This window comes from Streptomyces sp. NPDC014991 (genome assembly GCF_043080665.1).
GTDB lineage: Bacteria > Actinomycetota > Actinomycetes > Streptomycetales > Streptomycetaceae > Streptomyces.
This window is the reverse complement of record NZ_JBIBVY010000006.1, coordinates 17972-44343: the sequence shown is the minus strand read 5'-3', so window position 1 is coordinate 44343 and position 26372 is coordinate 17972. Positions and strand designations below refer to the sequence as shown.

22 protein-coding genes are annotated in these 26372 nt (G+C 72.9%); 8 read left to right on the top strand and 14 right to left on the bottom strand.

Going from position 1 to position 26372, the window contains the following annotated elements:
- Positions 1-10: 10 nt before the first annotated feature.
- From ACF1BE_RS12175 to ACF1BE_RS12145, 7 genes are all read right to left on the bottom strand, one after another.
- Positions 11-616, bottom strand: a complete 606-nt coding sequence (locus ACF1BE_RS12175) for a TetR/AcrR family transcriptional regulator (protein ID WP_392198912.1) — start codon at positions 614-616, stop codon at positions 11-13.
- The gene (locus ACF1BE_RS12170) at positions 604-1341 is read right to left on the bottom strand and encodes an enoyl-CoA hydratase family protein (protein WP_392198911.1); all 738 of its coding nucleotides are present in this window, start codon (positions 1339-1341) and stop codon (positions 604-606) included. The genes ACF1BE_RS12175 and ACF1BE_RS12170 overlap by 13 nt, the downstream gene beginning before the upstream one ends.
- A gap of 229 nt (positions 1342-1570) precedes the next feature.
- Positions 1571-2731 carry an acyl-CoA dehydrogenase family protein gene (locus tag ACF1BE_RS12165; RefSeq protein ID WP_392198910.1) on the bottom strand — a complete coding sequence of 387 codons (1161 nt, stop codon included), beginning with the start codon at positions 2729-2731 and terminating at the stop codon, positions 1571-1573.
- 7 nt (positions 2732-2738) lie between these two features.
- Positions 2739-4586 (bottom strand): biotin carboxylase N-terminal domain-containing protein, encoded by a 1848-nt coding sequence (locus ACF1BE_RS12160; RefSeq protein WP_392198909.1) that lies wholly within the window; start codon positions 4584-4586, stop codon positions 2739-2741.
- Between the two features lie 8 nt (positions 4587-4594).
- Positions 4595-6193 (bottom strand): acyl-CoA carboxylase subunit beta, encoded by a 1599-nt coding sequence (locus tag ACF1BE_RS12155; RefSeq protein WP_392198908.1) that lies wholly within the window; start codon positions 6191-6193, stop codon positions 4595-4597.
- A complete protein-coding gene (locus tag ACF1BE_RS12150; protein WP_392199130.1) occupies positions 6190-7866 on the bottom strand; it encodes an acyclic terpene utilization AtuA family protein in 1677 nt (558 codons plus the stop codon). Before ACF1BE_RS12150 ends, ACF1BE_RS12155 begins: the two co-directional genes overlap by 4 nt.
- 56 nt (positions 7867-7922) lie before the next feature.
- Positions 7923-8783 carry a TIGR03084 family metal-binding protein gene (locus tag ACF1BE_RS12145; RefSeq protein ID WP_392198907.1) on the bottom strand — a complete coding sequence of 287 codons (861 nt, stop codon included), beginning with the start codon at positions 8781-8783 and terminating at the stop codon, positions 7923-7925.
- Positions 8784-8947: 164 nt separating this feature from the next.
- On the opposite strand from ACF1BE_RS12145, the gene ACF1BE_RS12140 reads away from it, so the two are divergent.
- Together ACF1BE_RS12140 and ACF1BE_RS12135 are read left to right on the top strand one after the other, a co-directional pair.
- Complete coding sequence (locus ACF1BE_RS12140) at positions 8948-10069, top strand: lipid II:glycine glycyltransferase FemX (protein WP_392198906.1); 1122 nt, start codon at positions 8948-8950, stop codon at positions 10067-10069.
- 254 nt (positions 10070-10323) lie between these two features.
- Positions 10324-11307, top strand: coding sequence for a DMT family transporter (locus ACF1BE_RS12135; RefSeq protein ID WP_392198905.1), 984 nt, complete (start codon positions 10324-10326; stop codon positions 11305-11307).
- A gap of 104 nt (positions 11308-11411) precedes the next feature.
- Here the strand turns inward: ACF1BE_RS12135 and ACF1BE_RS12130 are convergent, their stop codons facing one another.
- Entirely contained in the window at positions 11412-14294 is a 2883-nt protein-coding gene (locus ACF1BE_RS12130) for an FAD-binding and (Fe-S)-binding domain-containing protein (RefSeq protein WP_392198904.1), read from the bottom strand.
- Between the two features lie 156 nt (positions 14295-14450).
- Between ACF1BE_RS12130 and serC the strand changes: the two genes are divergently transcribed.
- On the top strand, positions 14451-15569 hold the full coding sequence (gene serC, locus ACF1BE_RS12125; RefSeq protein ID WP_392198903.1) for a phosphoserine transaminase: 1119 nt from the start codon (positions 14451-14453) through the stop codon (positions 15567-15569).
- A 298-nt stretch (positions 15570-15867) separates the two neighbouring features.
- Here serC and ACF1BE_RS12120 read toward each other — a convergent pair whose 3' ends face one another.
- Together ACF1BE_RS12120 and ACF1BE_RS12115 are read right to left on the bottom strand one after the other, a co-directional pair.
- The gene (locus ACF1BE_RS12120; protein ID WP_392198902.1) at positions 15868-17403 is read right to left on the bottom strand and encodes a cellulase family glycosylhydrolase; all 1536 of its coding nucleotides are present in this window, start codon (positions 17401-17403) and stop codon (positions 15868-15870) included.
- A 149-nt stretch (positions 17404-17552) separates the two neighbouring features.
- Positions 17553-18524, bottom strand: a complete 972-nt coding sequence (locus ACF1BE_RS12115) for a WD40 repeat domain-containing protein (RefSeq protein ID WP_392198901.1) — start codon at positions 18522-18524, stop codon at positions 17553-17555.
- A 99-nt stretch (positions 18525-18623) separates the two neighbouring features.
- On the opposite strand from ACF1BE_RS12115, the gene ACF1BE_RS12110 reads away from it, so the two are divergent.
- Positions 18624-19307, top strand: coding sequence for a GDSL-type esterase/lipase family protein (locus tag ACF1BE_RS12110; RefSeq protein WP_392198900.1), 684 nt, complete (start codon positions 18624-18626; stop codon positions 19305-19307).
- A 189-nt stretch (positions 19308-19496) separates the two neighbouring features.
- Positions 19497-20492 (top strand): aldo/keto reductase, encoded by a 996-nt coding sequence (locus ACF1BE_RS12105; protein WP_392198899.1) that lies wholly within the window; start codon positions 19497-19499, stop codon positions 20490-20492.
- Positions 20493-21057: 565 nt separating this feature from the next.
- Here ACF1BE_RS12105 and thpR read toward each other — a convergent pair.
- A complete protein-coding gene (gene thpR, locus ACF1BE_RS12100; protein ID WP_392198898.1) occupies positions 21058-21630 on the bottom strand; it encodes an RNA 2',3'-cyclic phosphodiesterase in 573 nt (190 codons plus the stop codon).
- 39 nt (positions 21631-21669) lie between these two features.
- On the opposite strand from thpR, the gene ACF1BE_RS12095 reads away from it, so the two are divergent.
- Complete coding sequence (locus ACF1BE_RS12095) at positions 21670-22185, top strand: GNAT family N-acetyltransferase (RefSeq protein ID WP_392198897.1); 516 nt, start codon at positions 21670-21672, stop codon at positions 22183-22185.
- Positions 22186-22210: 25 nt separating this feature from the next.
- Here the strand turns inward: ACF1BE_RS12095 and ACF1BE_RS12090 are convergent, their stop codons facing one another.
- Positions 22211-23557 (bottom strand): MFS transporter, encoded by a 1347-nt coding sequence (locus tag ACF1BE_RS12090; RefSeq protein ID WP_392198896.1) that lies wholly within the window; start codon positions 23555-23557, stop codon positions 22211-22213.
- Between the two features lie 27 nt (positions 23558-23584).
- Positions 23585-24022 carry a MarR family winged helix-turn-helix transcriptional regulator gene (locus ACF1BE_RS12085; protein ID WP_392198895.1) on the bottom strand — a complete coding sequence of 146 codons (438 nt, stop codon included), beginning with the start codon at positions 24020-24022 and terminating at the stop codon, positions 23585-23587.
- 154 nt (positions 24023-24176) lie between these two features.
- On the opposite strand from ACF1BE_RS12085, the gene ACF1BE_RS12080 reads away from it, so the two are divergent.
- Positions 24177-24359 (top strand): ribbon-helix-helix protein, CopG family, encoded by a 183-nt coding sequence (locus ACF1BE_RS12080; RefSeq protein WP_392198894.1) that lies wholly within the window; start codon positions 24177-24179, stop codon positions 24357-24359.
- 13 nt (positions 24360-24372) lie between these two features.
- On the opposite strand, the gene ACF1BE_RS12075 is transcribed toward ACF1BE_RS12080, so the two are convergent.
- Positions 24373-25824 carry an NCS2 family permease gene (locus ACF1BE_RS12075; protein WP_392198893.1) on the bottom strand — a complete coding sequence of 484 codons (1452 nt, stop codon included), beginning with the start codon at positions 25822-25824 and terminating at the stop codon, positions 24373-24375.
- A gap of 180 nt (positions 25825-26004) precedes the next feature.
- Here ACF1BE_RS12075 and ACF1BE_RS12070 point away from each other — a divergent pair, with 180 nt between their 5' ends.
- Positions 26005-26271, top strand: a complete 267-nt coding sequence (locus ACF1BE_RS12070) for a DUF2530 domain-containing protein (RefSeq protein ID WP_392198892.1) — start codon at positions 26005-26007, stop codon at positions 26269-26271.
- The last annotated feature ends 101 nt before the right edge of the window (positions 26272-26372 follow it).

Genomic DNA, 26372 nt, shown 5'->3' with positions numbered 1-26372 from the left:
GGCCCGCATCTCAGCCCAGGTTCTCGTCCAGCAGGGCGGCCCACTGGGCGGCGACCCGTTGCCGGCGGGCGGTGTCGTCGGTGAGGAGGTTGGCGAGGCCGAGGCCGCGGGCCATGTCGAGGAGGCCCTGCACGCTCTCACGGACGCCGGGGCGGCTCTCGTCGGCGCCGAGGAGGTCGACGGCGATGCGGTGGGTCTCGCGGCCGACGCGGGCCTCCAGCTCGGTCACCCGGGGACGCAGCTGCTCCTCGTCGGACGCGGCGACCCACAGGTGCAGGGCGGCGCGGAAGAGCGGGCCGGTGTAGAGGTCGACGAGGGCGGCGACGACGGCGCGGCGGTCGGCGGGGCCGTCGGGGAAGAGGGCTCTGAGGGCGGTGGAGCGTTCTTCGGCGACGTACTCGACGGCGGCGGTGAAGAGGTCCTCGCGGGTGGGGAAGTGGTGCTGGGCGGCGCCCCGGGAGACGCCGGCCCGCTCCGCCACGGCGGCGACCGTGGAGCCCGCCCAGCCGTGCTCGGCGAGGCAGGCCACGGCGGCTTCCAGCAGCCGCTGCCGGGTGGCCCGGCTGCGGTCCTGCTTGGGCACGCGCTCGCGTTCCGTCGTACTCACACCACCCATGCCGCGTCCCGTCTCTCCAGGAAGGCCGTCATCCCCTCCCGGGCGTCGGCGGAGGAGAACAGCCGGGCCGAGAGCGCGGTCAGCCGCGCCGCGTCCCGGTCGAACGTCTCCAGCACCCTAGCCGTGAGCAGCCGTTTGGTCTCGGTCAGGGCTTCGGGGGAGGAGCGGCGCAGGCCGTCCAGGACGGGGGCGAGGGCGTCGTCCACGTCGTCGGCGCACGCCGTGAGCAGACCGGTGCGGACGGCCTCCGCGGGGTCGAAGCGCTCGCCGGTGAGGTAGTGGCGGGCGAGGGCGCGGGGGTCGGTGCGCGGGAGCACCGGCAGGGAGATCACCGCGGGGGCGACGCCGACGCGTACCTCGGTGAAGGCGAAGGTGGCCGTGGTGGAGGAGACGGCGATGTCGCAGGCGGCGAGCAGGCCGAGGCCGCCGGCGCGGACGTGTCCCGTGACGCGGGCGACGACCGGTCTGGGCAGTTCGACGATCTGCCGCAGCAGGGCCACGAGGGCGTCGGGGTGCGGCGGCTCGCGCAGGTCGGCGCCGGCGCAGAACGTCGTACCGGTGTGGGTGAGGACCACGGCCCGTACGTCCGGGTCCCGGGCGCAGTCGGCCAGGGCCTCGGCGAGGGCGGCCACCAGGGGCGCCGAGAGGGCGTTGCGGCTGCCGGTGGCGTCCAGGCTGAGGGTGTCGACGCCCCGCGCGCGCGTGCGTCCGATCGGTGCGCTCACGTGTGCTCCCTGAGCTGTCGGCGCACGCTCCTGCCGGAGGCGGCGCGGGGGACGGTGCGGACACGACCTAGGGTCTTTCGTTCGGATCAGGCCGGATCAGGGAGCGGGTCCTGGTGCCGTGCATCGCACGGCGGAGGAGGGCGCCATGGCGGAGCCATGGCAACCGACGACAACGCGGCGAGGCGCGGCACCAGAACCCGCGAGCCCGGCATGATCCGAACGAAAGGGCCTAGTACGACTTGGGCAGGCCCAGGGTCTGGTGGGAGACGTAGTTCAGGATCATCTCCCGGCTGACCGGGGCAATACGGGCCACGCGCGCGGCCGTCACCAGCGAGGCGAGCCCGAACTCCCGGGTGAGCCCGTTGCCGCCGAGGGTGTGCACGGCCTGGTCGACGGCCTGCACACAGGCCTCGCCGGCCGCGTACTTGGCCATGTTGGCGGCCTCGCCCGCGCCGGCGTCGTCGCCCGCGTCGTACAGACGGGCCGCCTTCTGCATCATCAGCCGGGCCAGCTCCAGGCTGATGTGCGCCTGCGCCAGGGGGTGCGCGACGGCCTGGTGGGCGCCGATGGGTGCGTTCCACACGGTGCGGTCGCGGGCGTAGGCGACGGCCTTGGCGAGGGCGTACCGGCCCATGCCGATCGCGAACGCGGCCGTCATGATGCGCTCCGGGTTCAGTCCGGCGAACAACTGGAGCAGACCGGCGTCCTCGTCGCCGACAAGCGCCTTTGGAGGCAGCCGTACGTCGTCCAGGACCAGCTCGAACTGCTTCTCCGCGGCGGTGAGTTCCATGTCGATCGGGTGACGCGAGAACCCCTCGGTGTCGCGCGGGACGATGAACAGGCAGGGCTTGAGGGTGCCGGTGCGGGCGTCCTCGGTGCGGCCCACGATGAGCGTGGCGTCCGCCTGGTCCACGCCGGAGACGAACACCTTGCGGCCGGTCAGGAGCCAGTCGGCGCCGTCACGGCGGGCGGTGGTGGTGATGCGGTGGGAGTTGGATCCGGCGTCGGGCTCGGTGATGCCGAAGGCCATGGTGCGGGTGCCGTCGGCGAGTCCGGGGAGCCAGGCGCGTTTCTGTTGGTGCGTGCCGAAGCGGGAGATCACCGTCCCGCAGATCGCGGGCGAGACGACGAGCATCAGCAGCGGCGAGCCCGCCGCTCCCAGCTCCTCCAGCACGATGGACAGTTCCTCGATGCCGGCGCCTCCGCCACCGTACTCCTCGGGCAGGTTGACGCCGAGGTAGCCGAGTTCACCCGCCTCGGACCACAGTTCGGTGGGGTGACGGCCCTCCGCGATGGTCCGGGTGAGGTAGTCGCGGCCGTAGCGCCTGCCCAGGGCGGCGACCGCGGACCGCAGGGCCTGCTGCTCTTCGGATTCGATGACGGAGGTCATGGCGCTCCTAGGATTCTCGGACGACGGCGAGCAACAGGCCCGGTTCCACCTGCTGTCCCGGCCTGGCGTGCAGGGCGGTGAGCGTCCCGTCGGCCGGGGCGCAGATCCGGTGCTGCATCTTCATCGCCTCCAGCCAGATCAGCGGCTGGCCCGCCTCGACGGCCGTGCCCTCCGCGAGGCCCTCGGCGACACGTACCACCGTGCCGGGCATCGGGGCCAGCAGGGAGCCGGGGGCGAGCCGGGCGGCCGGGTCGGGGAAGCGGGGCAGGGCGGTGAGGGCGGTGGTGTTGACGTGGATCCGGTCGCCGTACCGGGACACCTCGAACCGGCGCCGGACGCCGTCGACTTCGAGGACGACCAGACGGGCGTCGGCGTGCACGACCCGCACCCCGTCCGCCGCGAGGCCCTGCCTGGTGTGCCGGTAGCGGACCTCGTGCTCCTCGCCGCCCATCGCGTACCGCTTCACCTGCGGCTGTGACGGCACGTTGCGCCAGCCGCCGAAGCGGGAGCGGCCGTGGGCGTCGGCGAGGGCGGCGGCCAGGGGGGCGTGGGGGTCGGGGGCGGGCGCGGTGAGTGCGGCGAGGTGGCGGTCGTAGAAGCCGGTGTCCATGCGGGCGGACGTGAACTCCTCGTGCCGCAGGGAGCGCACCAGCAGGTCGCGGTTGGTGACCGGGCCGTGGACCGTGACCCGCTCCAGCGCGCCGGCCAGCCGGCGGATCGCCTCGGCCCGGGTGGGGGCGTGGGCGACGACCTTGGCGAGCATCGGGTCGTAGTGGTGTCCGATGGGGTCGCCGTCGGTGTAGCCGGTGTCCAGGCGGACGCCGGCCGGTACGGCGAGGCGGTGCAGGGTGCCGGTCTGGGGGGCCCAGTCGCGGGCCGGGTCCTCGGCGTACAGGCGGGCCTCGACGGCGTGGCCGCGCGCGGGTGGCGGCACGGTGGCGAGGGCGTGCCCCTCGGCGATCCGGATCTGCTCCGCGACGAGGTCGATGTCGAACACCGCCTCCGTGACGGGGTGTTCGACCTGGAGCCGGGTGTTCATCTCCAGGAAGTGCGCGCGGCCGTCGGCGACCAGGAACTCCACCGTGCCGGCGCCGACGTAGGAGACGGACCGGGCGGCGCGCACCGCCAGCGCGTACAGCTCCTCGGTGAGCGCGGCCGGCAGGGCCGGCGCCGGGGCCTCCTCGATCACCTTCTGATGACGGCGCTGGAGGGAGCAGTCGCGGGTGCCGAGCGGCCATACGGTGCCGTGGGTGTCGGCGAGGATCTGCACCTCCACATGGCGGCCGTGTTCGAGGTACGGCTCCGCGAACACCTCCCCGTCACCGAAGGCGCTCGCGGCCTCCGCGCGTGCGCCCTCCAGCGCGGCCGGCAGCTCCTCCGCCCGGCGCACGATCCGCATGCCGCGCCCCCCGCCGCCGGCCGCCGCCTTCACCAGGACGGGCAGGTCGGCGTCGGTGACCCGGTCCGCGTCGAGGGGGGTGAGGCCCATCAGCCGCTTGGCGCGGGTCTTGGACGCCATGGCCTCGATGGCCTGCGGGGGCGGCCCGATCCAGGTGAGGCCGGCGGCGCGGACGGCGCGCGCGAAGCCGGCGTTCTCCGACAGGAAGCCGTACCCGGGGTGCACGGCGTCCGCGCCGGCGCTCAGGGCCGCCCTCACGATCAGGTCGCCGCGCAGATAGGTGTCGGCGGGCGCCGCGCCCGGCAGCCGTACCGCCGTGTCCGCCAGGCGCGCGTGCAGCGCGTCCGTGTCGGCGTCCGAGTGCACGGCGACCGTGCGTATGCCGAGGTCGGCGCAGGTTCGGAAGACGCGGCAGGCGATCTCGCCCCGGTTGGCGACGAGCACACTGGAGATCACGGGATCCCTCACATCCGGAAGACGCCGAAGGCGCCGCGCGCGCCCTCGTAGGGGGCGGTGTGCAGGGCGGAGAGGCACAGACCGAGGACGGTGCGGGTGTCGCGCGGGTCGATGACACCGTCGTCGTACAGCCGCCCGGACAGGAAGACGGGCAGCGACTCGGCCTCGATCTGCCGCTCCACCATGGCGCGCAGCGCGGCATCCGCGTCCTCGTCGTACGGCTGCCCCTTCGCCGCCGCCGACTGCCGGGCGACGATCGAGAGCACGCCGGCGAGCTGCTGCGGGCCCATGACGGCGGACTTGGCGCTGGGCCAGGCGAACAGGAACCGGGGGTCGTAGGCCCGGCCGCACATGCCGTAGTGCCCGGCGCCGTACGACGCCCCCATGAGGACCGACAGGTGCGGGACCCTGCTGTTGGCGACCGCGTTGATCATCATCGCGCCGTGCTTGATGATCCCGCCCTGCTCGTACTCCCTGCCGACCATGTAGCCGGTGGTGTTGTGCAGGAAGAGCAGCGGGATGTCGCGCTGGTTGGCGAGCTGGACGAACTGGGCGGCCTTCTGGGACTCGGCGCTGAACAGCACCCCCTGGGCGTTGGCCAGGATGCCGACGGGGTAGCCGTGCAGGGCCGCCCAGCCGGTGACCAGGCTGGTGCCGTACAGCGGTTTGAACTCGTCGAAGTCGGACGCGTCGACGATCCGGGCGATGACCTCGCGCGGGTCGAAGGGGACCTTAAGGTCGCCGGGGACGATGCCCAGCAGCTCCTCCGGGTCGTACCGGGGCGGCTCGGCCGGGCCGGGGTCCGGGTGGGCCTTGCGGTGGTTGAGGCGGGCCACGACCCGTCTGGCCTGACGCAGCGCGTCGTGCTCGTCCAGGGCGAAGTGGTCGGCGAGGCCGGACACGCGCGCGTGCATGTCGGCGCCGCCCAGGGACTCGTCGTCGCTCTCCTCACCGGTGGCCATCCTCACCAGCGGCGGCCCGCCGAGGAACACCTTCGCCCGTTCCCTGACCATGATCACGTGGTCGGACATGCCGGGGACGTAGGCGCCGCCGGCGGTGGAGTTGCCGAAGACGACGGCGATCGTCGGGATGCCGGCGGCGGACAGCCGGGTGAGGTCCCGGAAGACGGCCCCGCCGGGGATGAAGATCTCCTTCTGGGAGGGCAGGTCGGCGCCGCCGGACTCGACCAGGCTGATGCAGGGCAGCCGGTTGGCGAGCGCGATGTCGTTCGCCCGCAGGGCCTTCTTCAGGCTCCACGGGTTGCTGGCGCCGCCGCGTACGGTCGGGTCGTTGGCGGTGATCAGGCACTCCACGCCCTCCACCACGCCGATGCCGGTGACCAGGGAGGCGCCGACGGGGTAGGTGCTGCCCCAGGCGGCCAGCGGGGACAGCTCCAGGAACGGGGTGTCGGGGTCCAGCAGCAGTTCGATGCGCTCGCGGGCGAGCAGCTTGCCGCGCTCCCGGTGCCGCCGGACGTACTTCTCGCCGCCGCCGGCGAGCGCCTTGGCGTGTTCGGTGTCGAGGTCCGCGAGCTTGGCGAGCATCGCCTCGCGGTGGGCCCGGTAGTCGGGTCCCGTGGGGTCGAGGGCCGTTCGCAGAACCGTCACAGCAGGGTCTCCGGGATGTCCAGGTGGCGGGAGCGCAGCCATTCGCCGAGTGCCTTGGCCTGCGGGTCGAAGCGGTGCTGGGCGGCGACGCCGGCGCCGAGGACGCCCTCGACGACGAAGTTCACGGCACGCAGGTGCGGCAGCACGTGCCGGGTGACGGGCAGGTCCCGGACCTCGGGGAGCAGTCGGCGCAGGCGTTCGGTGGTCAGTGTGTGCGCGAGCCACCGCCAGGCCTCGTCCGTCCGCGCCCACACGCCCACGTTGGCGTTCCCGCCCTTGTCCCCGCTGCGGGCTCCGGCGACCAGGCCGAGGGGCGCGCGGCGGACCGGGCCGGGCGGGAGGGGCTCCGGGAGGGGCGGGGGCGGTACGGCGTCCAGGGGGCGCGTCTCCTGGGGCGGCGGCACGGGGACCCGGCGCCCGTCATGGAGGACGGCCACATGGTCCACGGCCCCATGTGGCACGTACACCTCCTCGAAGACCCCATAGGGTGCGCCCTTCCCGGGTGGGGACAGCATGTGGAAGCCGGGGTAGCTGGCGAGTGCCAGCTCCACGGCGGCCCCGGTCAGCGCCCGCCCGACCACCTGCTGGTCCGGGTCCCGTACGACGAGCCGCAGCAGCGCGCTGGCCGTCTCCTCGGTGTCGGCGTCGGCCCGGTCGGTGCGCACCAGGTCCCACCGGACCTCCTCCGGCGGCGAAGCGGCGAGCGCGCCGGCGAGCTGCTCGCGCACCAGGGCCGCCTTGGCCTCGATGTCGAGGCCGGTCAGGACGAGGACGACCTCGTTGCGGAAGCCGCCGAGCCGGTTGAGCCCGACCTTGAGGGTGGGCGGGGGCGCCTCCCCGCGCACGCCCTCGATCCGCACCCGGTCCGGCCCTTCCTGACCGAGCCGTACGGTGTCCAGCCGGGCGGTGACGTCGGGGCCGGCGTAGCGGGCGCCGCCGGTCTCGTAGAGCAGCTGGGCGGTGACCGTGCCCACGTCCACGAAGCCGCCGGTGCCGGGGTGCTTGGTGACGACACTGCTGCCGTCGGCGTGGATCTCGGCGAGCGGGAAGCCGGGCCGGCGCACGTCGCCCTCCGTGAAGAAGGCGTAGTTCCCGCCGGTCGCCTGGGTGCCGCACTCCAGCACGTGTCCGGCGACGACGGCACCGGCGAGTCGGTCGTACTCCTCGGGCCCCCAGCCGAAGTGGGCGGCGGCGGGGCCGGTCACGAGCGCCGCGTCGGTCACCCGGCCGGTGACCACGATGTCGGCGCCGGCCCGCAGGCACGCGGCGATCCCCAAACCGCCGAGGTAGGCGTGGGCGGCGAGCGTCCCGGGGTGGGCCGCGCTCCGGTCGTCGCCCTCGACATGGGCCACCCGCACCGGGACGCCGAGCCGGTCCGCCAGCTTCCGTATCTCCGCGGCGAGTCCGGCCGGGTGGAGACCGCCCGCGTTGGTGACGATCCGCACTCCGCGCTCGTGGGCGAGGCCGAGGCAGTCCTCCAGCTGGCGCGGGAAGGTGCGGGCGTACCCGGCGGCGGGGTCCTTCAGCCGGTCGCGGCCGAGGATGAGCATGGTGAGTTCGGCGAGGTAGTCACCGGTGAGGACGTCCACGTCGCCACCGGTGAGCATCTCGCGCAGGGCGTCGGAGCGGTCGCCGTAGAAGCCGGAGAAGTTACCGATGCGCAGGGGGGCCACCGGGTCGCACGTGTCTGACACGGCCGGGGCCACCGGCTCGGCCCCGCCCGGCACGGTCACGGCGCGGCCCCCTCGTCCGGGCGGGAGCCGGCTCGACCGGGCGGACGGCCGGGTGGGGTGGGGGAGTGATCGGGGTGCTTCGGCGGGCGGCCCGTGCCCGGAGGGCCCGCGAAGGCCTGGGCGATGCCGAGCCAGCGGTCGGCGTCCGGGCCCTCGGCGCGCAGGGCGAGGTCGGCGCGGTGGGCGCGCTGGGTGACGAGGAGGCAGAGGTCGAGGGCGGGGCCGGTGACCCGCTGGGCGGCGTCCGGCGGGCCGTAGGCCCACACCTGCCCGGACGGTGCGGTCACCTCGATGCGGAACTCCTCCGCCGGCACGGGCAGCCCCCGCACCCCGAAGGCGAAGTCCCGGGCTCGCACCCCGATGCGGACCACATGCCGGAGCCGGTCGGTGGGTGCGCGGACCACACCCAGGGCGTCCGCCACGTCCTGCCCATGGGCCCAGGTCTCCATAAGACGACCGGTGGCCATAGAGGCGGCCGACATGGGTGGCCCGAACCAGGGGAATCGGCTGCCACCGGGGGCGGCCCGCAGTGCCGTGTCGAGCGCGGCCCGGCCCTCCCGCCACCGGGCCAGCAGTTCGGCGGGCCGGAGCCGGGCGCCCTCCTCGGCGGCCTCGTCCACGAAGGCGTCGGGTGACGTCAGGGCCGTACGGAGCACCTTCCCGAACCCGTCCTCGTCCGTCACGGCGAGCAGCGCGGCCCGGTCCGTCCAGTGCAGGTGGGCGATCTGGTGGGCGATGGTCCAGCGTGGGGCGGGCGTGCCGAGCATCCACCGCTCCTCGGGCAACTCGGCGACCAGCAGGTCGAGTTGCTCGCTTTCCTCACGCAGGTCGTCGAAGACGGGCGTCGGATCGGACATGGGGGGAGCATGGCAGCGAGGGCGGAAACAATCAAGCGTGCTTGCATGAATCGAGCGGGCGGCCACCCGGACGCGGGCGGTGCTCCAGGTGGGCGAGCGGAACCGGGACCGGCGGCAGCGCGCTCTTACAGTGGCCGCACGAGCCGACCCGAAGGAGCCCGCGCATGCCCCTCACCGTCCGCCCCGTGTCCCGCGCCGAACACCTCTCCTTCGTGGCGGAGTGCCCTTCGGTCAGCCATATGCAGGTGCCGTCCTGGGGGGACGTGAAGCCCGACTGGCGGGCCGAGAGCCTGGGGTGGTTCGACGAGGACGGACGGCCGGCCGGGGTCGGCCTGGTGCTGCTGCGCCCGCTGCCCCGGACCAAGCGGTACCTGGCCTATCTGCCCGAGGGCCCGGTCATCGACTGGCACGCGCCCGACCTGGAGGCCTGGCTGGAGCCGATGCTGGCCCACCTCAGGAGCCGGGGTGCCTTCTCGGTGAGGATGGGGCCGCCCGTGGTGACCCGGCGGTGGAGCCCCGAGGCGGTGAAGGCCGCGATCACCGACCCGGACGCGCACCGGCTGCGCGATGTGCCGGCGACGTCGGAGGAGCCTGGCGGCATCGATCTCGCCGACCGGCTGCGCCGCATGGGCTGGCGGCAGACCGAGCCGGGCGGCGAGGGCGGCTTCGCCGCCGGGCAGCCCCGGTACGTGTGCCAGGTACCGTTCGCCGGACGGTCGCTGGAGGACATCCGGGGCGGGCTCAACCAGCAGTGGCGGCGCAACGTCAAGAAGGCCGAGAAGGCGGGCGTGAAGGTCGTCCGCGGCGGACCGGAGGAGCTGCCGGCCTTCTACGAGCTGTACACCGAGACCGCCGGGCGCGACCGCTTCCTGCCGCGCCCGCTGTCGTACTTCCAGCGCATGTTCAGCGCGCTCACCGCCGAACAGCCCGACCGGATGCGGCTGTACCTCGCCCACCACGACGGGGACGTGCTCGCCGCGGCCACGATGCTGGTCGTCGGCAGGCATGTCTGGTACTCCTACGGCGCCTCCACCAGCCGTAAGCGCGAGGTCCAGCCCAACAACGCCATGCAGTGGCGCATGATGTGCGACGCCCATGAACTCGGTGCCCACGTCTACGACTTCCGCGGCATCACCGACACCCTGGAGGAGTCCGACCACCTGCTCGGCCTGCTGCGCTTCAAGGTGGGCGCGGGCGGCGAGGCCGTGGAGTACGTGGGCGAGTGGGACTTCCCGCTGAACCGCCTCCTGCACAAGGCGCTGAACGTCTACATGGCCCGCCGCTGAGGTCCTTCCCCGGCTTCCACAGCGGATTCACGGCGCCGCCGTGGAAGCCGGCGCAGGAAACGGCGCATATGCACGAATATGGGTACGAGCATGGGTACGCGTACGGGAGTCGGTCCCGGCCGTCGGGCAGCTGATCCCAGCGGCTGAACCCAGCCAACGGGTCCCAGCGATCCGATCCCAGCATCCGGGACAGCCCCTAAAGGGGTTCACGCACCTGTCTAAGTCCATTACCCTGGACGCGAAAGTACACCCAGATGGACCCCGCGAACGTACCCCGAGTGCCCAGCCGAGCCACAGGACCGCCCGTGACCGCCACATCCAGCACCGCCACGCCGACCCCGGTCACCCCCGCGCCGGGACCGGGCCGCCTCGGCACACTCGGCCCCGTCGGGCTGGTCCTGGCCGGCGGCGTCTCGGTGCAGTTCGGCGGTGCCCTGGCGGTGACCCTGATGCCCAGGGCGGGCGCGCTGGGCGTGGTGACCCTGCGCCTGCTCGCGGCGGCCGTCGTCCTCCTGCTGGTCTGCCGGCCCCGGCTGCGCGGGCACTCCCGCGGCGACTGGGGGACGGTGATCGTCTTCGGCGTCGCGATGGGCGCGATGAACGGGCTGTTCTACTCGGCGGTCGCCCGCATCCCGCTGGGCCCCGCGGTCACCCTGGAGGTCCTCGGCCCGCTGGCCCTGTCCGTCCTGGCCTCCCGCCGCGCCGTCAACGCGCTCTGGGCGGGCCTGGCCCTCGCGGGCGTCTTCCTGCTCGGCGGCGGAGGCTTCGGCGACCTGGACCCCACAGGTGTCGCCTTCGCCCTGGGCGCGGGCGCCATGTGGGCGGCCTACATCGTCTTCAGCGCCCGTACCGGGCGCCGCTTCCCGCAGGCGGACGGCCTGGCGCTGGCCATGGCGGTCGCGGCCCTGCTCTTCCTCCCCCTCGGCATCGCGGAGGCGGGCACCCGCCTGCTGGACCCCACCACGATCGCCCTCGGCTCGGCGGTGGCGCTGCTCTCCTCGGTCCTGCCGTACACCCTGGAACTCCTGGCCCTGCGCCGGCTGCCCGCCTCCACCTTCGCCATCCTGATGAGCCTGGAACCGGCCATCGCGGCCACGGCCGGCTTCCTCATCCTCGACCAGGCCCTGTCCGCCACGGAGGCCGCCGCGATCGCCCTGGTCATCGCGGCGAGCATCGGCGCGGTACGCACCCAGGTGGCGCGGGGCAAACTCCCGCCCCTGCCGGCCGAGGGCCAGTAGCGCCCCACCCGGCCGGCAGGCCTCCCGCCTCCCCCGGACCGCCGACGAGCCCGGCCGTGCCTCCCCCGGCCCGGACCGCGATGTGCCCACCGGCCGCGGTCCGGTCACGGTGCCGGCTTCGTGGCCCCCTCTCCGCTCTCCAGCGCTTCCGCCAGCACCTCCGCCAGGTGCCGGCCCCGCACTCCGGCGAGCTGGTCCAGCTGGGTCCGGCAGGAGAAGCCGTCCGTGAGGATCACCGCGTCCTCGGGCGCGTCCCGTACGGCGGGCAGGAGCTGTTCCTCCGCGCACGCCCGGGAGACCTCGAAGTGGCCTTTCTGGAAGCCGAAGTCGCCGGCGAGGCCGCAGCAGCCCCCGCTGAGGTCGCCGGTGAGGCCCGCGGCGGTGCGCAGCCGGCGGTCGGCCGTGTCTCCGAGCACCGCGTGCTGGTGGCAGTGGGTCTGGCCGGCCACCGGGCGGTCGACGGCGGGCGGTGTCCACTGCGGGGCGTGCCGCTCCAGCGCTTCGGCGAAGGTGAGGACCGCGGCGGCCAGCCGGGCGGCACGCGGGTCGTCGTGCAGGAGTTCCGGCAGGTCACCGCGCAGGGCCGCCGCGCAGCTCGGTTCCAGGACGACGACCGGCAGTCCGGCCCGCAGCACCGGTTCCATCAGGTCCAGGGTGCGGCGCAGGACCGCGCGGGCGCGGTCGAGCTGGCCGGTGGAGACATAGGTGAGGCCGCAGCAGACCCGGGCGCGGCGGGCCGTGAGCAGTGCGGTCGCCGCCCTGGTCCGGCCGTCGCCGATCACTCCCCGGCGCGGTGGCAGCGTCGGCGGAAGGGCCACCCGCAGCCCGGCGTCCTCCAGGACGCGGACGGCGGCCCGGCCGACGGAGGGGGTCAGGTGTTCGGTGAAGGTGTCCGGCCAGAGGACGACCAGGTCCCCGGTTCCCCGGGCGGGTTTCCTGTGACGCCACCACGCGGTGAACGTCCGTGCCGCCAGCCGGGGGATGTCCCGTTCCGCCGCGATCCCGCCCAGCCGTTTGCCGAGGGCGGCCAGTGGCCGTATCGAGGCGAGGTTGTTGATCAGGGGGGCCGTGCGGGTGCGGGTGGTCCAGCGCAGCCACTCGGGGAGCCGGCCCATGCTGTGGTGGGCGGCGGGGCGGCGGCGGCCGGCGTAGTGGTGGTGCAGGAACTCCGCCTTGTAGGTGGCCATGTCGACGCCGACCGGGCAGTCCGAGCGGCAGCCCTTGCAGGACAGGCAGAGGTCGAGGGCGTCCCGGACCTCCGTGGACCGCCAGCCGTCGGTGACCAGTTCCCCCGCGAGCATCTCGTGCAGCAGGCGGGCCCGGCCGCGGGTGGAGTGCTGCTCCTCGCCGGTGGCCCGGAAGGAGGGGCACATGACGGCGGGGCCGGTCACCGATGCCGTACGGCACTTGGCGACGCCGACGCAGCGGCGGACGGCCGCGCGGAAGTCCCCGCCGTCGGCGGGGTAGCCGAAGGTCACGTCGACCGGGCGGCGGGGCAGGACGGAGAAGCGGAGGTTGGTGTCGAGCGGGGCGGGGCGGACCAGCATGCCGGGGTTGAGCAGGTCGTCCGGGTCCCAGAGGGACTTGGCGCGTTCGAAGAGCCGGACCGTCTCCGCGCCGTACATCCGCGGCAGCAGTTCCGCGCGGGCCTGTCCGTCCCCGTGCTCCCCGGACAGCGAGCCGCCGTGCTCGGTCACCAGGTCGGCGAGTTCCTCGGAGAAGCGGCGGAAGCGTCCGACACCGGTCTCGGTGAGCAGGTCGAAGTCGATGCGGACGTGGATGCAGCCGTCGCCGAAGTGGCCGTACGGCGTGCCGCGCAACCCGTGGGCGGTCAGCAGGGCGCGGAAGTCGCGCAGGTAGGCACCGAGCCGGGCGGGCGGCACCGCGCAGTCCTCCCAGCCGGGCCAGGCCTCCGTGCCGTCCGGCATCCGGGTGGCCGTGCCGGCGGCGTCCTCACGGATGCGCCACAGTGTGCGCTGGGCCGCCGGGTCGGTGACGACCAGGGCGTCCACGACGTCGGCGGCTCGGACGATCTCCCGGGCACGCGTGTGTGCCTGCGCCGCCGTCCGGCCACCGGTCTCCACGAACAGCCAGGCGCCGCCCGGGGGCAGGCCGGCCCCGGCCGGGACGAGGTCGGCGCCCATGCCCTCCACGGTCAGCGGCCCGTACGGCAGCAGGCCCGCGGCGGCTTCGGCGGCGGCGCTCTCGTCGGCGTAGGACAGGACCGCCAGGGCACGCGCGCGCGGCACCTCGACCAGGCCGACCACCGCCTCGGTGAGGATGCCGAGAGTGCCCTCGGAGCCGCAGAAGGAACGGGCGACGTCCGCGCCCCGCTCGGGCAGCAGCGCGTCCAGCGCGTAGCCGGAGATGCGGCGGGGCAGGTCCGGGAAGCCTGTGCGCAGCCGGGCCAGTTCGCCCTCCACCAGTTCCCGCAATCCGTCGGGGGCGCCGGCCCAGTCCCGGCCGAGGCGCAGCCGCTCACCGCGCGCGGTGAGGACGGACAGCTCCCGTACGTTGTCCGCGGTCGTGCCCCAGGCGACCGAGTGGGAGCCGCAGGAGTTGTTGGCGATCATCCCGCCGAGCGTGCACCGGCTGTGTGTGGACGGGTCGGGGCCGAACCGCAGTCCGTGCGGGGCGGCGGCCTCCTGGAGCCGGTCGAGCACGAGGCCCGGCTGCACGACGGCCGTTCGGCCGACCGGGTCCAGTTCCAGCAACCCGTTCATGTGCCGGGTGAAGTCGAGCACCACGCCCGTGCCGGTCGCCTGCCCGGCGATCGACGTGCCCCCGCCCCGGGCCACCACGGGCACGCCGTGCGCCCGGCACACCTCCAGCGCGGCGGACACGTCGTCGGCGTCCCGGGGGGCCACCACGCCCAGGGGGACGCGCCGGTAGTTGGACGCGTCCATGGTCACCAGGGCCCGGGAGCCCGTGTCGAAGCCGACCTCGCCCCGGACGGCCCCGCGCAGCTCACCCGCAAGATCTGTCATGCGTCCAGGATGCATCCGATCACGCACAGTCACCGCCTCTTTTCCACAACCCCGCCTGTATCGTCGTACAACCCCACAAGCCCGCGTCCCGTGGATCTCGTCTCATCCGACGGACACGCCCCTCCCCCGGCCCGCGCCACGGGCTAACCTCGTTCCGTGGCCGACATCCAGATTCCCGCTGACATCAAGCCCGCCGACGGACGCTTCGGCGCGGGCCCCTCCAAGGTGCGCACCGAGGCGCTGGACGCCCTCGCCGCCACCGGTACGTCCCTGCTGGGCACCTCGCACCGGCAGGCGCCCGTGAAGAACCTGGTCGGCAAGGTCCGCGAGGGCATCTCCGAGCTGTTCTCCCTCCCCGAGGGCTACGAGGTCGTCCTCGGCAACGGCGGCTCCACCGCCTTCTGGGACATCGCCACGCACGGCCTGATCGAGAACAAGTCGCAGCACCTGACCTTCGGCGAGTTCTCCTCCAAGTTCGCCAAGGCGGCCAAGCTCGCCCCCTGGCTGGCCGAGCCCACCGTCGTGGCCGCCGACCCCGGCACCCACCCTCAGGCGCGGGCCGAGGCCGGCGTGGACGTCTACGCCCTCACCCACAACGAGACCTCCACCGGTGTCGCCATGCCGATCCGGCGCGTGGCCGGCGCCGACGAGGGCGCCCTCGTCCTGGTCGACGCCACCTCCGGCGCGGGCGGCCTGCCGGTCGACATCGCCGAGACGGACGTCTACTACTTCGCCCCGCAGAAGTCCTTCGCCTCCGACGGCGGCCTGTGGATCGGCGTCTTCTCCCCGGCCGCGATCGAGCGCGCCGAGCGCGTCCACGCCTCCGGCCGCCACGTCCCGGAGTTCTTCAGCCTTCCGACGGCGATCGACAACTCCCGCAAGAACCAGACGTACAACACCCCCGCCCTCGCGACGCTGTTCCTGCTGAACGAGCAGCTGGAATGGCTCAACGGCCAGGGCGGCCTCGCCTGGTCCACGGCCCGCACGAAGGACTCCTCGACCCGCCTGTACAGCTGGGCGGAGGAGTCCAAGTACGCGAGCCCGTTCGTCCCGGATCCGGCCGAGCGCTCGCAGGTCATCGGCACGATCGACTTCTCCGACGAGATCGACGCCGCCGCCGTCGCCAAGGTGCTGCGCGCCAACGGCGTCGTGGACACCGAGCCGTACCGCAAGCTGGGCCGCAACCAGCTGCGCGTCGCGATGTTCCCGGCGATCGACCCCGCGGACGTCGAGGCGCTGACGAGGTGCGTCGACTACGTGATCGAGAAGCTGTAGCCGTCACCCGCACGACAGCGAGGGGCGCCCGGTGCTCGCCGGGCGCCCCTCGTGCGTCAGCCCGTGTTCCGGACCGTTCGCAACGCCCTCGGCCGCCTCTGACGACCAGGACCTCAGACCTTGATGCTCCGGCGGACGCGGGCGATCACCTGCTGTGCTTCGACGCCGAAGACGACCGACTCGGCGAGGGTGCCCCAGACGCGGCGGTAGAGAGCGACTGTTTCTGCGCCGTCCAGCCGGAGTTCGGCGTGCCAGTCCTCGACCAGGGGCGCCCGGTGCCGCGCCGGGCGCCCTTGTCCTAGGTCGCTGTGCAGGTCGGTGAGGGAGCCGTGCCGCCCCCCGGTGTCCCGCCGAGGCCGAAGCTGGTCGAGTCGCCCGCGGGGACCGAGCCGTTGTGGGCGGCGTTCGCCGCCGTCACCGTGGACGCGGTCTGGGTGTAGCTCGCGTTCCACATGGACGTGATCTTCTGGGAGCCGCTCCAGCTCCACGTCACCGTCCACGACTTCAGGGCGACCGTGCCGGTGTTGGTGACCTTCACGTCGGCGTTGAAGCCGCCGCCCCAGTCGCTGCTGACGGTGTAGGCGGCGCTGCACGCGGCCGTGCTGCCTCCGCCACCGCCGCCGGTGCCGCCCCCGCCGTCACCCCCGCCGCTCGGGAAGAGCGGTGCCTTCACGCTCGCCAGGTAGCCGTCCTTGACCGTGTCGACCGTCGTCCAGTCGTCCTTGAGGATGCCGCCCGTGTCGCCGGAGTTGGGGTTCAGTGACCAGAACGTCCACTGGAAGGAGTCGGCGCCGTACGTCGAGGTCGGCCTGAGGTACTTCGCCAGTGCGGCCAGCCACTTCTGGTCGACGGCCGACTGGAGTGTCGTACCGAACTCGCCGACCCACACGGGGGCGATGTTCTGCTTGAAGAGGTACCCCCAGTACTTGTCCCAGATCCCCGGCATGTTGTCCGGGAACGACGGATCGCTGAACCAGCTCTGCTGGGCGACGCTCGTGGCGTAGTCGTGGGCGGAGTAGACGAGCCGGTCGGGCACGCTGAGCCGCACCGGGTACTGGCCGGCGCCCATCAGGTTCCCGCCCCACCAGCCGGACACGCCGTTGTACGTCTGGACGCCCTCGACGAAGACGAGCAGGTCCGGGTTGACGGAGAGGACGGCGTTCCCGCCGCGCTGGGCCGCGAGGCGCCAGTCGGTGGCCTGGTCGCCGCAGCCCCAGCAGGCCGGGTCGTGCGGCTCGTTGTGCAGGTCGATGCCGATGACCGTGTCCTGACCCCGGTAGCGGCCGGCGAGTGCCTTGAGGTTGGTGATCCATGTCGACTCGGGCACGGAGGCGGTGTACCAGAGGGCCGACTGACCGCCGGAGTCGGGCCGGTGCCGGTCCAGGATGACCTTCAGCCCGTCCCGGCCGGCGTAGGCGACGAGCTTGTCCAGCACCTGGAGGGAGGAAAGTCCTTGCAGGTCGGCGTTCTTGCCGGCGGAGAAGTCGATGCCGCTGGGGGCGGCGCCCGGCTTCAGGATGTCGTCGCTGTAGGGCAGCCGGAGCGTGTTGTAGCCCAGGGACCGGACTTGGTCGATCATGCTCTTGTAGTCGCGCGACCACAGGCCGTGGACCACCTGGTTGCTGGTCTCGAAGCCGAACCAGTTGATCCCGGCGACGCGTACCGGCTGACCGGCCGCGTCGAGGATCTGCCGGCCGCTGGTGTGCCAGTACCCGGCGCCGGGTGCGGCGGCGGCCGTGGGCGGGTCGGCCGCCTGCGCCGAGTACGCCCCGGCCAGGGGCAGGAGGAGCGCGGCGGCGGCAGCACACAGCGCCCTTCGTAAGCTGCGGAACATGTGTCTGCTTCCTCTCGGGAGGCGCGGCTCCGGACGTCATGGGAGCGCTCCCAAACGCCGCGCACACCCAGGAAACTCAGCCACCATGAGCACGTCAAGGCTACCGACGCGTACCGGTACAGCCGTCCCGCGTGACCGGTACAGCCGCGTCAGCCCCGCCGCAGCCGCCGCAGTCCGAACAGCGCGGCCACTCCCACCGCGACGATCACCGCGCCCACCTTCAGACTTCCGCCACCGCCCGCCTTGTCCCCGGAGGCGCCGGAACCGCCGTTCGCCGACGGCGACTTCGCCTCCGGACGGGCCGGGGCGTCCTCCGCCTGCACGGCGCTGTCGGCACCCTCGCTGCCGTACATCAGCCTGGTGCCGTCGGCGGAGTACGAGACCGACTCGCCCTGCCCCTGCAACGGCACGTCGAGGCGGCCCTCCCGCTTGATCCGGCCACCGTCGAAGCCGTAGTACACGCCGCCGAAGTACCCGCGGACGGCGAGCTGCCGGCCGTCCGGGGAGAACGCGGCGTCGGTGGCCCACAGGTCGACGGGGGCGACGGGCCGGAAGACGTTGGCGCCGGAGGTGGAGAGCGTGGCCGGGCCCTCGTACAGATGCCCGCCGTTCTCCTTCTTGTCGATGATGTAGACGCGCCCGGTCCTCGGGTGGACGAGCAGCGACTCGGCGTCACGGGGCCCGTTCGCGTACTTCACGACGTACTGCGTGGCCGTGACCGTCCGGTCCGTCAGCCGCTTCGGCTCGGGGAACTTGTAGATCCACACGTACGGCCATCGGCCGCCGAAGTTGTCACCGATGTCACCGACGTAGATCTCGTTGTGCGGCCCGACGGAGACGGCCTCGACGTCGCGCGGGGAACCGATGCCGCGCAGGGTGATCCGGGCGACGGTCCTGCCGGTGGCGCTGTCGACGGCGTAGAGGTACGGCCCGTCGTCGCTGTCGTTGTGCGTCCAGTAGACACCGGGGTGCAGACGGGAGGCGGCGAGCCCGCTGGACTCGGTGATCCGCGGATCCTTGAGGGTGAACCCCCCGTCACCGGTTCCGTCGGCGGCGGAGGCGGGCAGCGCGCAGGCGCCGGCGAGCAGCACCCCGGCGAGGACGGCGAACGATCGACGCATGCCCCAAGCCTGCCATCACCGCCGGGGGTTCAGGGGACGTGGTCCGCCTCACACGCACCCTGGATCCCGCGGGCTCCCGCGATCGTCCATCATGACCGGATGCTTAGGTTCATGCCCGTGGGCGACTCCATGACGATCGGGAGCGCGGGCGACCACACGTGGCGTTACCGGCTGTGGCGGCACCTGTCCGCGTCGCACGGCGGCCCGTTCACCTTCGTCGGCCCGCGCGAGAAGCTGTACGACAAGGACGACGACTCCCCGACGTCCCTGGACTACGCCGAGCCCGCCTTCCCTCGCGCCCACCTGGCGGGCTGGGGCGAGGGCTGGCTGCACATGGTCCCGCTGATCGGCGACGCCGTGCGGGACCACCGCCCCGACGTGCTCCTCGTCTCCCTCGGCCTGATCGACCTCGGTTTCTACACCAACGCCGAGCAGACGGCGGACAACGTACGGGCCTTCGTCACCGCGGCCCGCGAGGCGGACCCGCGCATCCGCATGGTGCTGCTGCCGGTGATCCCGAACATCCGGGCCGCGGCCGACCCGCCCTTCGCCGAGCAGGTGGACCGGTTCAACGTCCTGCTCGCCAAGGCCGTGGCCGACCTGGACGAACCCCGCTCGCCCCTGCTGTCGGCCTCGCCGCCGGAGGCGTACGACATCCACACCGACACGTACGACGGCACCCATCCCAACGCGAGCGGGGAACACCGGATCGCGGAGGCGTTCGCGGGGGCGATGTGGGAGGCGTGGGGGGTCGGACAGCCGTACACGGCCGGAACGCACTGACCGGCCTCCCGCGTTCCCCGGACCGTGCGCATCGTCGGGCCGCCCGACCGCGCCCGACCGTGGGCGGCCGTGGGCGGCCGTGGGCGGCCGGGGAGGAGTGCCACGGCGACCGCCGTCCCGGGCGGCGGCGTCGCGCCCGCGGCCCGGGGCCTTGCCTGGAGCGCACTCCAGGTCGTTGGCTGGTGAACCATGAAGTACACACAGCTCGGACGCACGGGACTCAAGGTCAGCCGACTCGTCCTCGGGACGATGAACTTCGGCCCGCAGACGGACGAAGCCGACAGCCACGCGATCATGGACGCGGCGCTGGACGCGGGCATCAACTTCTTCGACACCGCGAACGTCTACGGGTGGGGCGAGAACAAGGGCCGGACCGAGTCCATCATCGGGAACTGGTTCGCCAAGGGCGGTGACCGGCGCGACAAGGTCGTCATCGCCACCAAGGTGTACGGCAACATGGGGCAGGACGGCGCGTCCGTGTGGCCCAACCAGGACAAGCTCTCCGCGCTGAACATCCGGCGCGCGGTGGACGCCAGCCTGAAGCGGCTCCAGACGGACCACATCGATCTGTACCAGTTCCACCACATCGACCGGAACACCCCGTTCGAGGAGATCTGGCAGGCGATCGACGTCCTCGTACAGCAGGGCAAGATCCTTTACGCCGGCTCCTCCAACTTCCCCGGCTACAAGATCGCCCAGGCCAACGAGACGGCCGCCCGCCGCGGCGGCACCATCGGCCTGGTCAGCGAGCAGTGCCTGTACAACCTGTACGAGCGCCGGGCCGAGATGGAGGTCATCCCGGCCGCGCAGGACTACGGCCTCGGTGTCATCCCGTGGTCGCCGCTGCACGGCGGCCTGCTGGGCGGGGTCCTCAAGAAGGACGTCCAGGGCGGTCGACGCGGCTCCGGCCGGGCCTCGGACACCCTCGGCGACCCGGCCGCCCGCGCGCGGATCCAGGCGTACGAGGACCTGCTGGACAAGCACGGCCTGGAGCCCGGCGAGGTCGCCCTGGCCTGGCTGCTGACCCGCCCCGGCGTCACCGGCCCGATCGTCGGCCCGCGCACGGCCGCGCAGCTGGAGTCGGCGCTCAGGGCGGTGGAGCTGGAGCTGAGCGAGGACGTGCTCTCCGGCCTGGACGAGATCTTCCCGGGCCCGGGCCCGTCCCCGGAGGCCTTCGCCTGGTGACAGCGCCCGGCACCGGCGCTCCGCGCTCCGCGAGGAGCGCGGGAACGGCGGCTGCGGATGCTGAGGCGACCGGCAGCCGCCGTTACGGCCGGGGCTCGTGCCCCGGCCGGCCGGCAGGTCCACCACGGGTTCCGTGTCCCGGCCGGCAGCCGCCGCTCCTGTCAGGGGCTCCGCGGCAGATGGGCGTACGGTCCACCGGCCGCCCTCCGACGACCGCTACCACCGCCGCCGCCCGACAGTCACTGCCTCATCGCCCACGCCCGGTCGCCACCCGACGGCCGGCCCACCCACGCCCGCTGCCGCCCGGTGCCGACGCCGCCCGACAGCCACTGCCTCGTCACCCCACGGCCGGTCGCCACCCGACAGCCGGCCCGTCCACGCCCGGTGCCGCTCGCCCGGCGGGCTCCGCCGCTGTCGCCGCCGTCGGACGGCGAGCGCCGTGCCGCCGCCCGGCGGTCGCAGGGGTCGCTACTTGACGGCCGCCGCCAAGGCCACCATCACGAACATCAGCACCAGCACACCGGCCATGATCCGGTTCCGCGTCTTCGGGTCCACGCCGTCGAGCCTAGCCGCCCGCGCCGAGTGCCCAGCGCGCGACCGCCTCGTACCGGGGCTGCTCGCCGGGCACCCCGGACCTCGGCAGGCTGCTGCGCACGAGGGCGAGGTCCGCGACCGTCCAGGTGCTGCCGGCGAACTCCGCCAGCGCGGTGACGAAGGGCCGTACGTCCACCGTCTCCCGGCTGCGGGCCAGCGTGAGATGGGCCTTGTAGCGCCGGTGCTCCCCCGTCGGCATCCCGGCCTTGCGCGCCGCGGCCTCGGCCCGGCCGGCCAGCAGCCGCAGGGCTTCCACGTCTCCCCGCACGCCCGCCCACAGCGCACGGCCCTGCCCGAACTGGCCGCCGCCCGCCAGGCGCAGGGCGAACGGGGCCGTACGGTGGGCTGCGCGGGACAGGCGGTCCGAGAGGGCGGGTACGAGGTCGTCGGTGACCTCGCCGTAGAAGGCGAGGGTGAGGTGCCAGCCGGGGCGGGCGGTCCAGCGCAGCCCGCCGGCGCCCGGAAGCGTCCTCAACCGGGCGGCTTCTGCGGCGAGTTCGTCGATGACGTTCTCCGGGGGCAGTACGGCGGCGAAGAGTCTCATGTCTTCACGATCCCCGAGTTCCGGGGGCATGATGATCGGATGCCGATCACGATCCGCGAAGGCGGACCCGACGACGTCCCCCTGATCCTGGGCATGCTGGACAGCTCCGTGGAGTGGCTCGTCTCACAGGGCCGTACCCGGCAGTGGGGCACGGAGCCCTGGTCGGGCAATCCCCGGGCCGTGGCCATGGTCGAGCGGTACGCCACCCAGGGCCGGCCGTACGTGGCCGAGGTGGACGGCGTCCCGGCGGCCACCCTCACCCTCACCGACGCTCCCAGCCCGTACCTGGAGCCCGCCGACGAACCCGAGCGGTACATCAATCTGCTCGCCTCCGACCGCCGGTTCAAGGGGCAGGGCGCCGGGGCCGCCCTCCTCGCGCACGCGGCCCAGGTGACCCGTGGGGAGGGGGTCTCCCTGCTGCGGGTGGACTGCTACGCGGGAGACGACGGCAAGCTGGTCGCCTACTACGAGCGCCACGGCTTCATCCGGACCGAGCCCTTCACCTTCGGCGAGGACGCGTGGCCGGGGCAGGTGCTGGCCCGCAGGGTCCTGTAGCGCCCCCGGGCCCGCCCCGGTCCGCTCAGGCCGCCGTCGCCAGTTGTTCCGTCTCGCGCGGGACGAAGCGGACCCGTGGGTGGCCGTGGTGCCAGCCCACCGCCAGGCGCAGGCCGCCGATACGGGCCAGGACCAGTCCGACGGCACCGGCCGCGACGGCCGACACCACACCGCCGGCCGCGAAGCCGACCCGGGCGCCGTAGGTGTCGGTGATCCAGCCGACGACCGGCGCGCCGAGCGGCGTACCACCCATGAAGACCATCATGAACAGGGCCATCACCCGGCCGCGCATGGCCGGGTCGGTGCCCATCTGGACCGCCGTGTTCGCGGTGACGTTCACCGTCAGGCCGCAGATCCCGATGGGGACCATGAGCAGCGCGAACAGCCAGTACTGGGGGGCGACCGAGGCCACCGTCTCCAGTACGCCGAAGGCCAGCGCGGCGGCGATCAGGACGCGCAGCCGGGCCGTGCCGCGCCGGGCGGCCAGCAGGGCGCCGACGAGGGAGCCGACGGCCATCAGGGTGTTGAAGAGGCTGTACCCGCCGGCGCCGGCGTGGAAGACGTCGTCCGCGTAGGCCGACAGCCACACCGGGAAGTTGAAGCCGAACGTGCCGATGAAGCCGACCAGGACGATCGGCCAGATCAGCTCCGGCCGCTTGGCGACGTAGTTCAGGCCCTCCCGCAGCTGGCCCTTGCCGCGCGGCGCGCGCTCGACCACGTGCAGCTCTCGGGCCCGCATCAGCAGCAGGCCGGCGAGGGGCGCGGCGAAGGACAGGCCGTTGGCGAGGAACGCCCAGCCGGTGCCCACACCGGTGATCATCAGTCCGGCGACGGCGGGGCCGACGAGCCGGGCGGACTGGAAGTTCGCGGAGTTCAGGCTGACCGCGTTCTGGAGCTGGCCGGGGCCGACCATCTCGGAGACGAAGGACTGGCGGGCCGGGTTGTCGAGCACGGTGGCGAGGCCGACGGCGAACGCGGCGACGTAGACGTGCCAGACCTGGACGTGGCCGGAGAGGGTCAGCGCGGCCAGCGCCAGACCGGTGACGGCCATGGCGGACTGGGTGCCGAGCAGGGTCGGCCGCTTGGGCAGGCGGTCCACGAGGACGCCGCCGTAGAGGCCGAACAGCAGCATCGGCAGGAACTGGAGGGCGGTGGTGATGCCGACGGCCGCGGAGGAGCCGGTGAGCGCGAGGACCAGCCAGTCCTGGGCGATGCGCTGCATCCAGGTGCCTGTGTTGGAGACGACCTGGCCCATGAAGAAGAGCCGGTAGTTACGGATCTTCAGAGAGCTGAACATCGAGGTCGCGCGGGGAGCTGGGGCTGTAGTGACGGTCGGTGCGGGGGCGGAAGGTGTTCCGGATCCCGTACTCAAAAGGCTTCGCCTCCTTTGGTGGCTTGCTTACAGGTGTGCGAGCTTCTCCAGCACGGGGGCGGCGGCGCGCAGGGTGGCCCATTCGTCCTCGTCGAGTCCCTCGACCAGGCCTGCCAGGAACGCGCTGCGCTTGCGGCGGCTCTCCTCGAGCATGGCTTCGGCCTGCTCGGTCTGGGTGACGACCTTCTGGCGCCGGTCCTCGGGGTGCGGCTCCAGCCGGACCAGCCCCTTGGCCTCCAGCAGCGCGACGATGCGGGTCATCGAGGGCGGCTGGACGTGCTCCTTGCGGGCCAGCTCGCCCGGGGTGGCCGAGCCGCAGCGGGCGAGGGTGCCGAGCACCGACATCTCGGTGGGGCTCAGCGACTCGTCGACCCGTTGGTGCTTGAGCCGACGGGAGAGCCGCATCACGGCGGAGCGGAGGGAGTTCACGGCGGCAGCGTCGTCGCCATGGGTGAGGTCCGGCATGTTCTTTAGCGTAACTCATTACTCTCGCTAAAGACCACTCGGAACGGCCGCACCGCCCGTGATGCCCGCCACTGCGCGCATCAATCACCCGTACGGGTGAGCCGGTCACGGAAAGCGGCGCACCGGCCGGCCGGATGTGGCGACCCTCGTACGCATGGGGACCAGTGTGCTCAGCCTGCGGATAGACGGGGAGCTGCTCGAGCGGCTCCGGCACCACGCGGCGAAAAGAGGAATGAGCGTCCAGGACTATGTCGTCCGGACGCTCATTCACGGTGACTTCGACGAACGGTTCCAGGCCGCCGTCGAGGAGACGGAGAGGTTCTACGGGGTCAGGTGAGGCAGGTGAGGACTCACGTGAGACCCAGGGCCGGCATCAGGTAGTAGAACGCGAAGACGGCCGAGACGGCGTACATCGCCACCGGGATCTCCCGGGCCCGCCCGGCGGCCAGGCGCAGCACCGTGAAGGTGATGAAGCCCATGCCGATGCCGTTCGTGATCGAGTACGTGAACGGCATCATCAGCATCGTCACGAAGGCCGGGATCGCGATCGTGTAGTCGGCCCAGTCGATCTCCTTGACGGAGTTCGACAGGATCAGGAAGCCGACCGCGACCAGCGCCGGGGTGGCCGCCTGGGACGGGACCATCGTGGCGATCGGGGTGAGGAACAGCGCCACCGCGAACAGGCCGCCCGTGACGACGTTCGCCAGGCCCGTGCGGGCACCCTCGCCGACGCCGGCCGTGGACTCCACGAAGGCCGTGGTGGCCGAGGAGGAGCTGGCACCGCCCGCGGCGACCGCGAGGCCGTCCACGAAGAGGACCTTGTTGATGCCGGGCATGTAGCCCTGGGCGTCGGTCAGCTTGGCCTCGTCACCGATGCCCATGATCGTGCCCATCGCGTCGAAGAAGCACGACAGCAGGACCGTGAAGACGAAGAGGATGCCGGTCAGCACGCCGACCTTGGAGAACCCGCCGAACAGGCTGACGTGGCCGACCAGGCCGAAGTCGGGCGTGGAGACCGGGTTGCCCGGCCACTTCGGGACGGTCAGGCCCCAGGACGGGACGGTGGCGACCGCGTTGATGACGACCGCGAGGACGGTCATGCCGACGATCGAGATCAGGATGGCGCCCGGCACCTTGCGGACGATGAGTGCGAAGGTGAGCAGCGCGCCCAGGATGAAGATCAGCACCGGCCAGCCGGTGAGGTGACCGCCGGTGCCCAGCTGGAGCGGGACGGTGGTCTGGGCCGCGTCCGGCATCCGGGTGACGAACCCGGAGTCGACCAGGCCGATCAGCATGATGAACAGGCCGATACCGATCGCGATCGCCTTGCGCAGGCCGAACGGCACGGCGTTCATCACCCGTTCGCGCAGGCCGGTGGCGACCAGCAGCATGACCACGAAGCCGGCCAGGACGACCATGCCCATGGCGTCGGGCCAGGACATCCGGGGCGCCAGCTGGAGCGCGACGACGGAGTTCACGCCGAGGCCGGCGGCGAGCGCGATCGGCACGTTGCCGATGACACCCATCAGCAGCGTGGTGAACGCGGCCGTCAGCGCGGTGGCGGTCACCAGCTGGCCGTTGTCCAGGTGGTGGCCGTACATGTCCTTCGCGCTGCCCAGGATGATCGGGTTCAGCACGATGATGTACGCCATCGCGAAGAAGGTGGCGAAGCCACCGCGGACCTCACGGGCGACGGAGCTGCCGCGCTCGGAGATCCTGAAGTAGCGGTCGAGGGGACCGGAGCCGGACGCACCGCCCGGCTTCTCGGGGGTGGGGACCTTGGCGGGGGCCGAGGTGGACATGCGCAACCTCATCACCAGCGGGGTTCCCCCGAGCCCCGTTGGAGTTTCGTACGAGCGGAAGTGGTCAGAGACAAACGGTTTCAGTATGAAGGTATGAGAGAGAAGATCGCTATCTCCGCGCGTAGAACTGCTCACGTCCGCGCCGCACGCCGCGTCCGCGCCGCCTCGTAAGCTGTCCCCATGGCCAAGTGGACCCCTCAGCACGAAGCGCCGGAGCCCCTGGAGGGCCCCGTGGTCGCCACCATCACCGGCGGCACGATCGTGTGGTTCGTGCTCTTCCTCGTCCAGCTGCCCTTCTACGGCTGGTTCCAGGACCACGGGCACCTGTGGTGGCTGTGGACGTGCCTGGCGGGCGGCGGCCTGGGCCTGATCGGCGTCTGGTACGTGCGCCGGCGGGACGCGGCGCTCCGGCGGGCCGCCGCGCCGAGGCCGGCCCCCGCCGAGTAGCCGTTCGCCGCCGTTCGCGCCGAGCACCCGGTCGTCGCCACGCCGGTACGTCCGGCTCCGGCCGGGAGTCGCCCGGCCCGCCCGATCCGGCGGGCGACGGG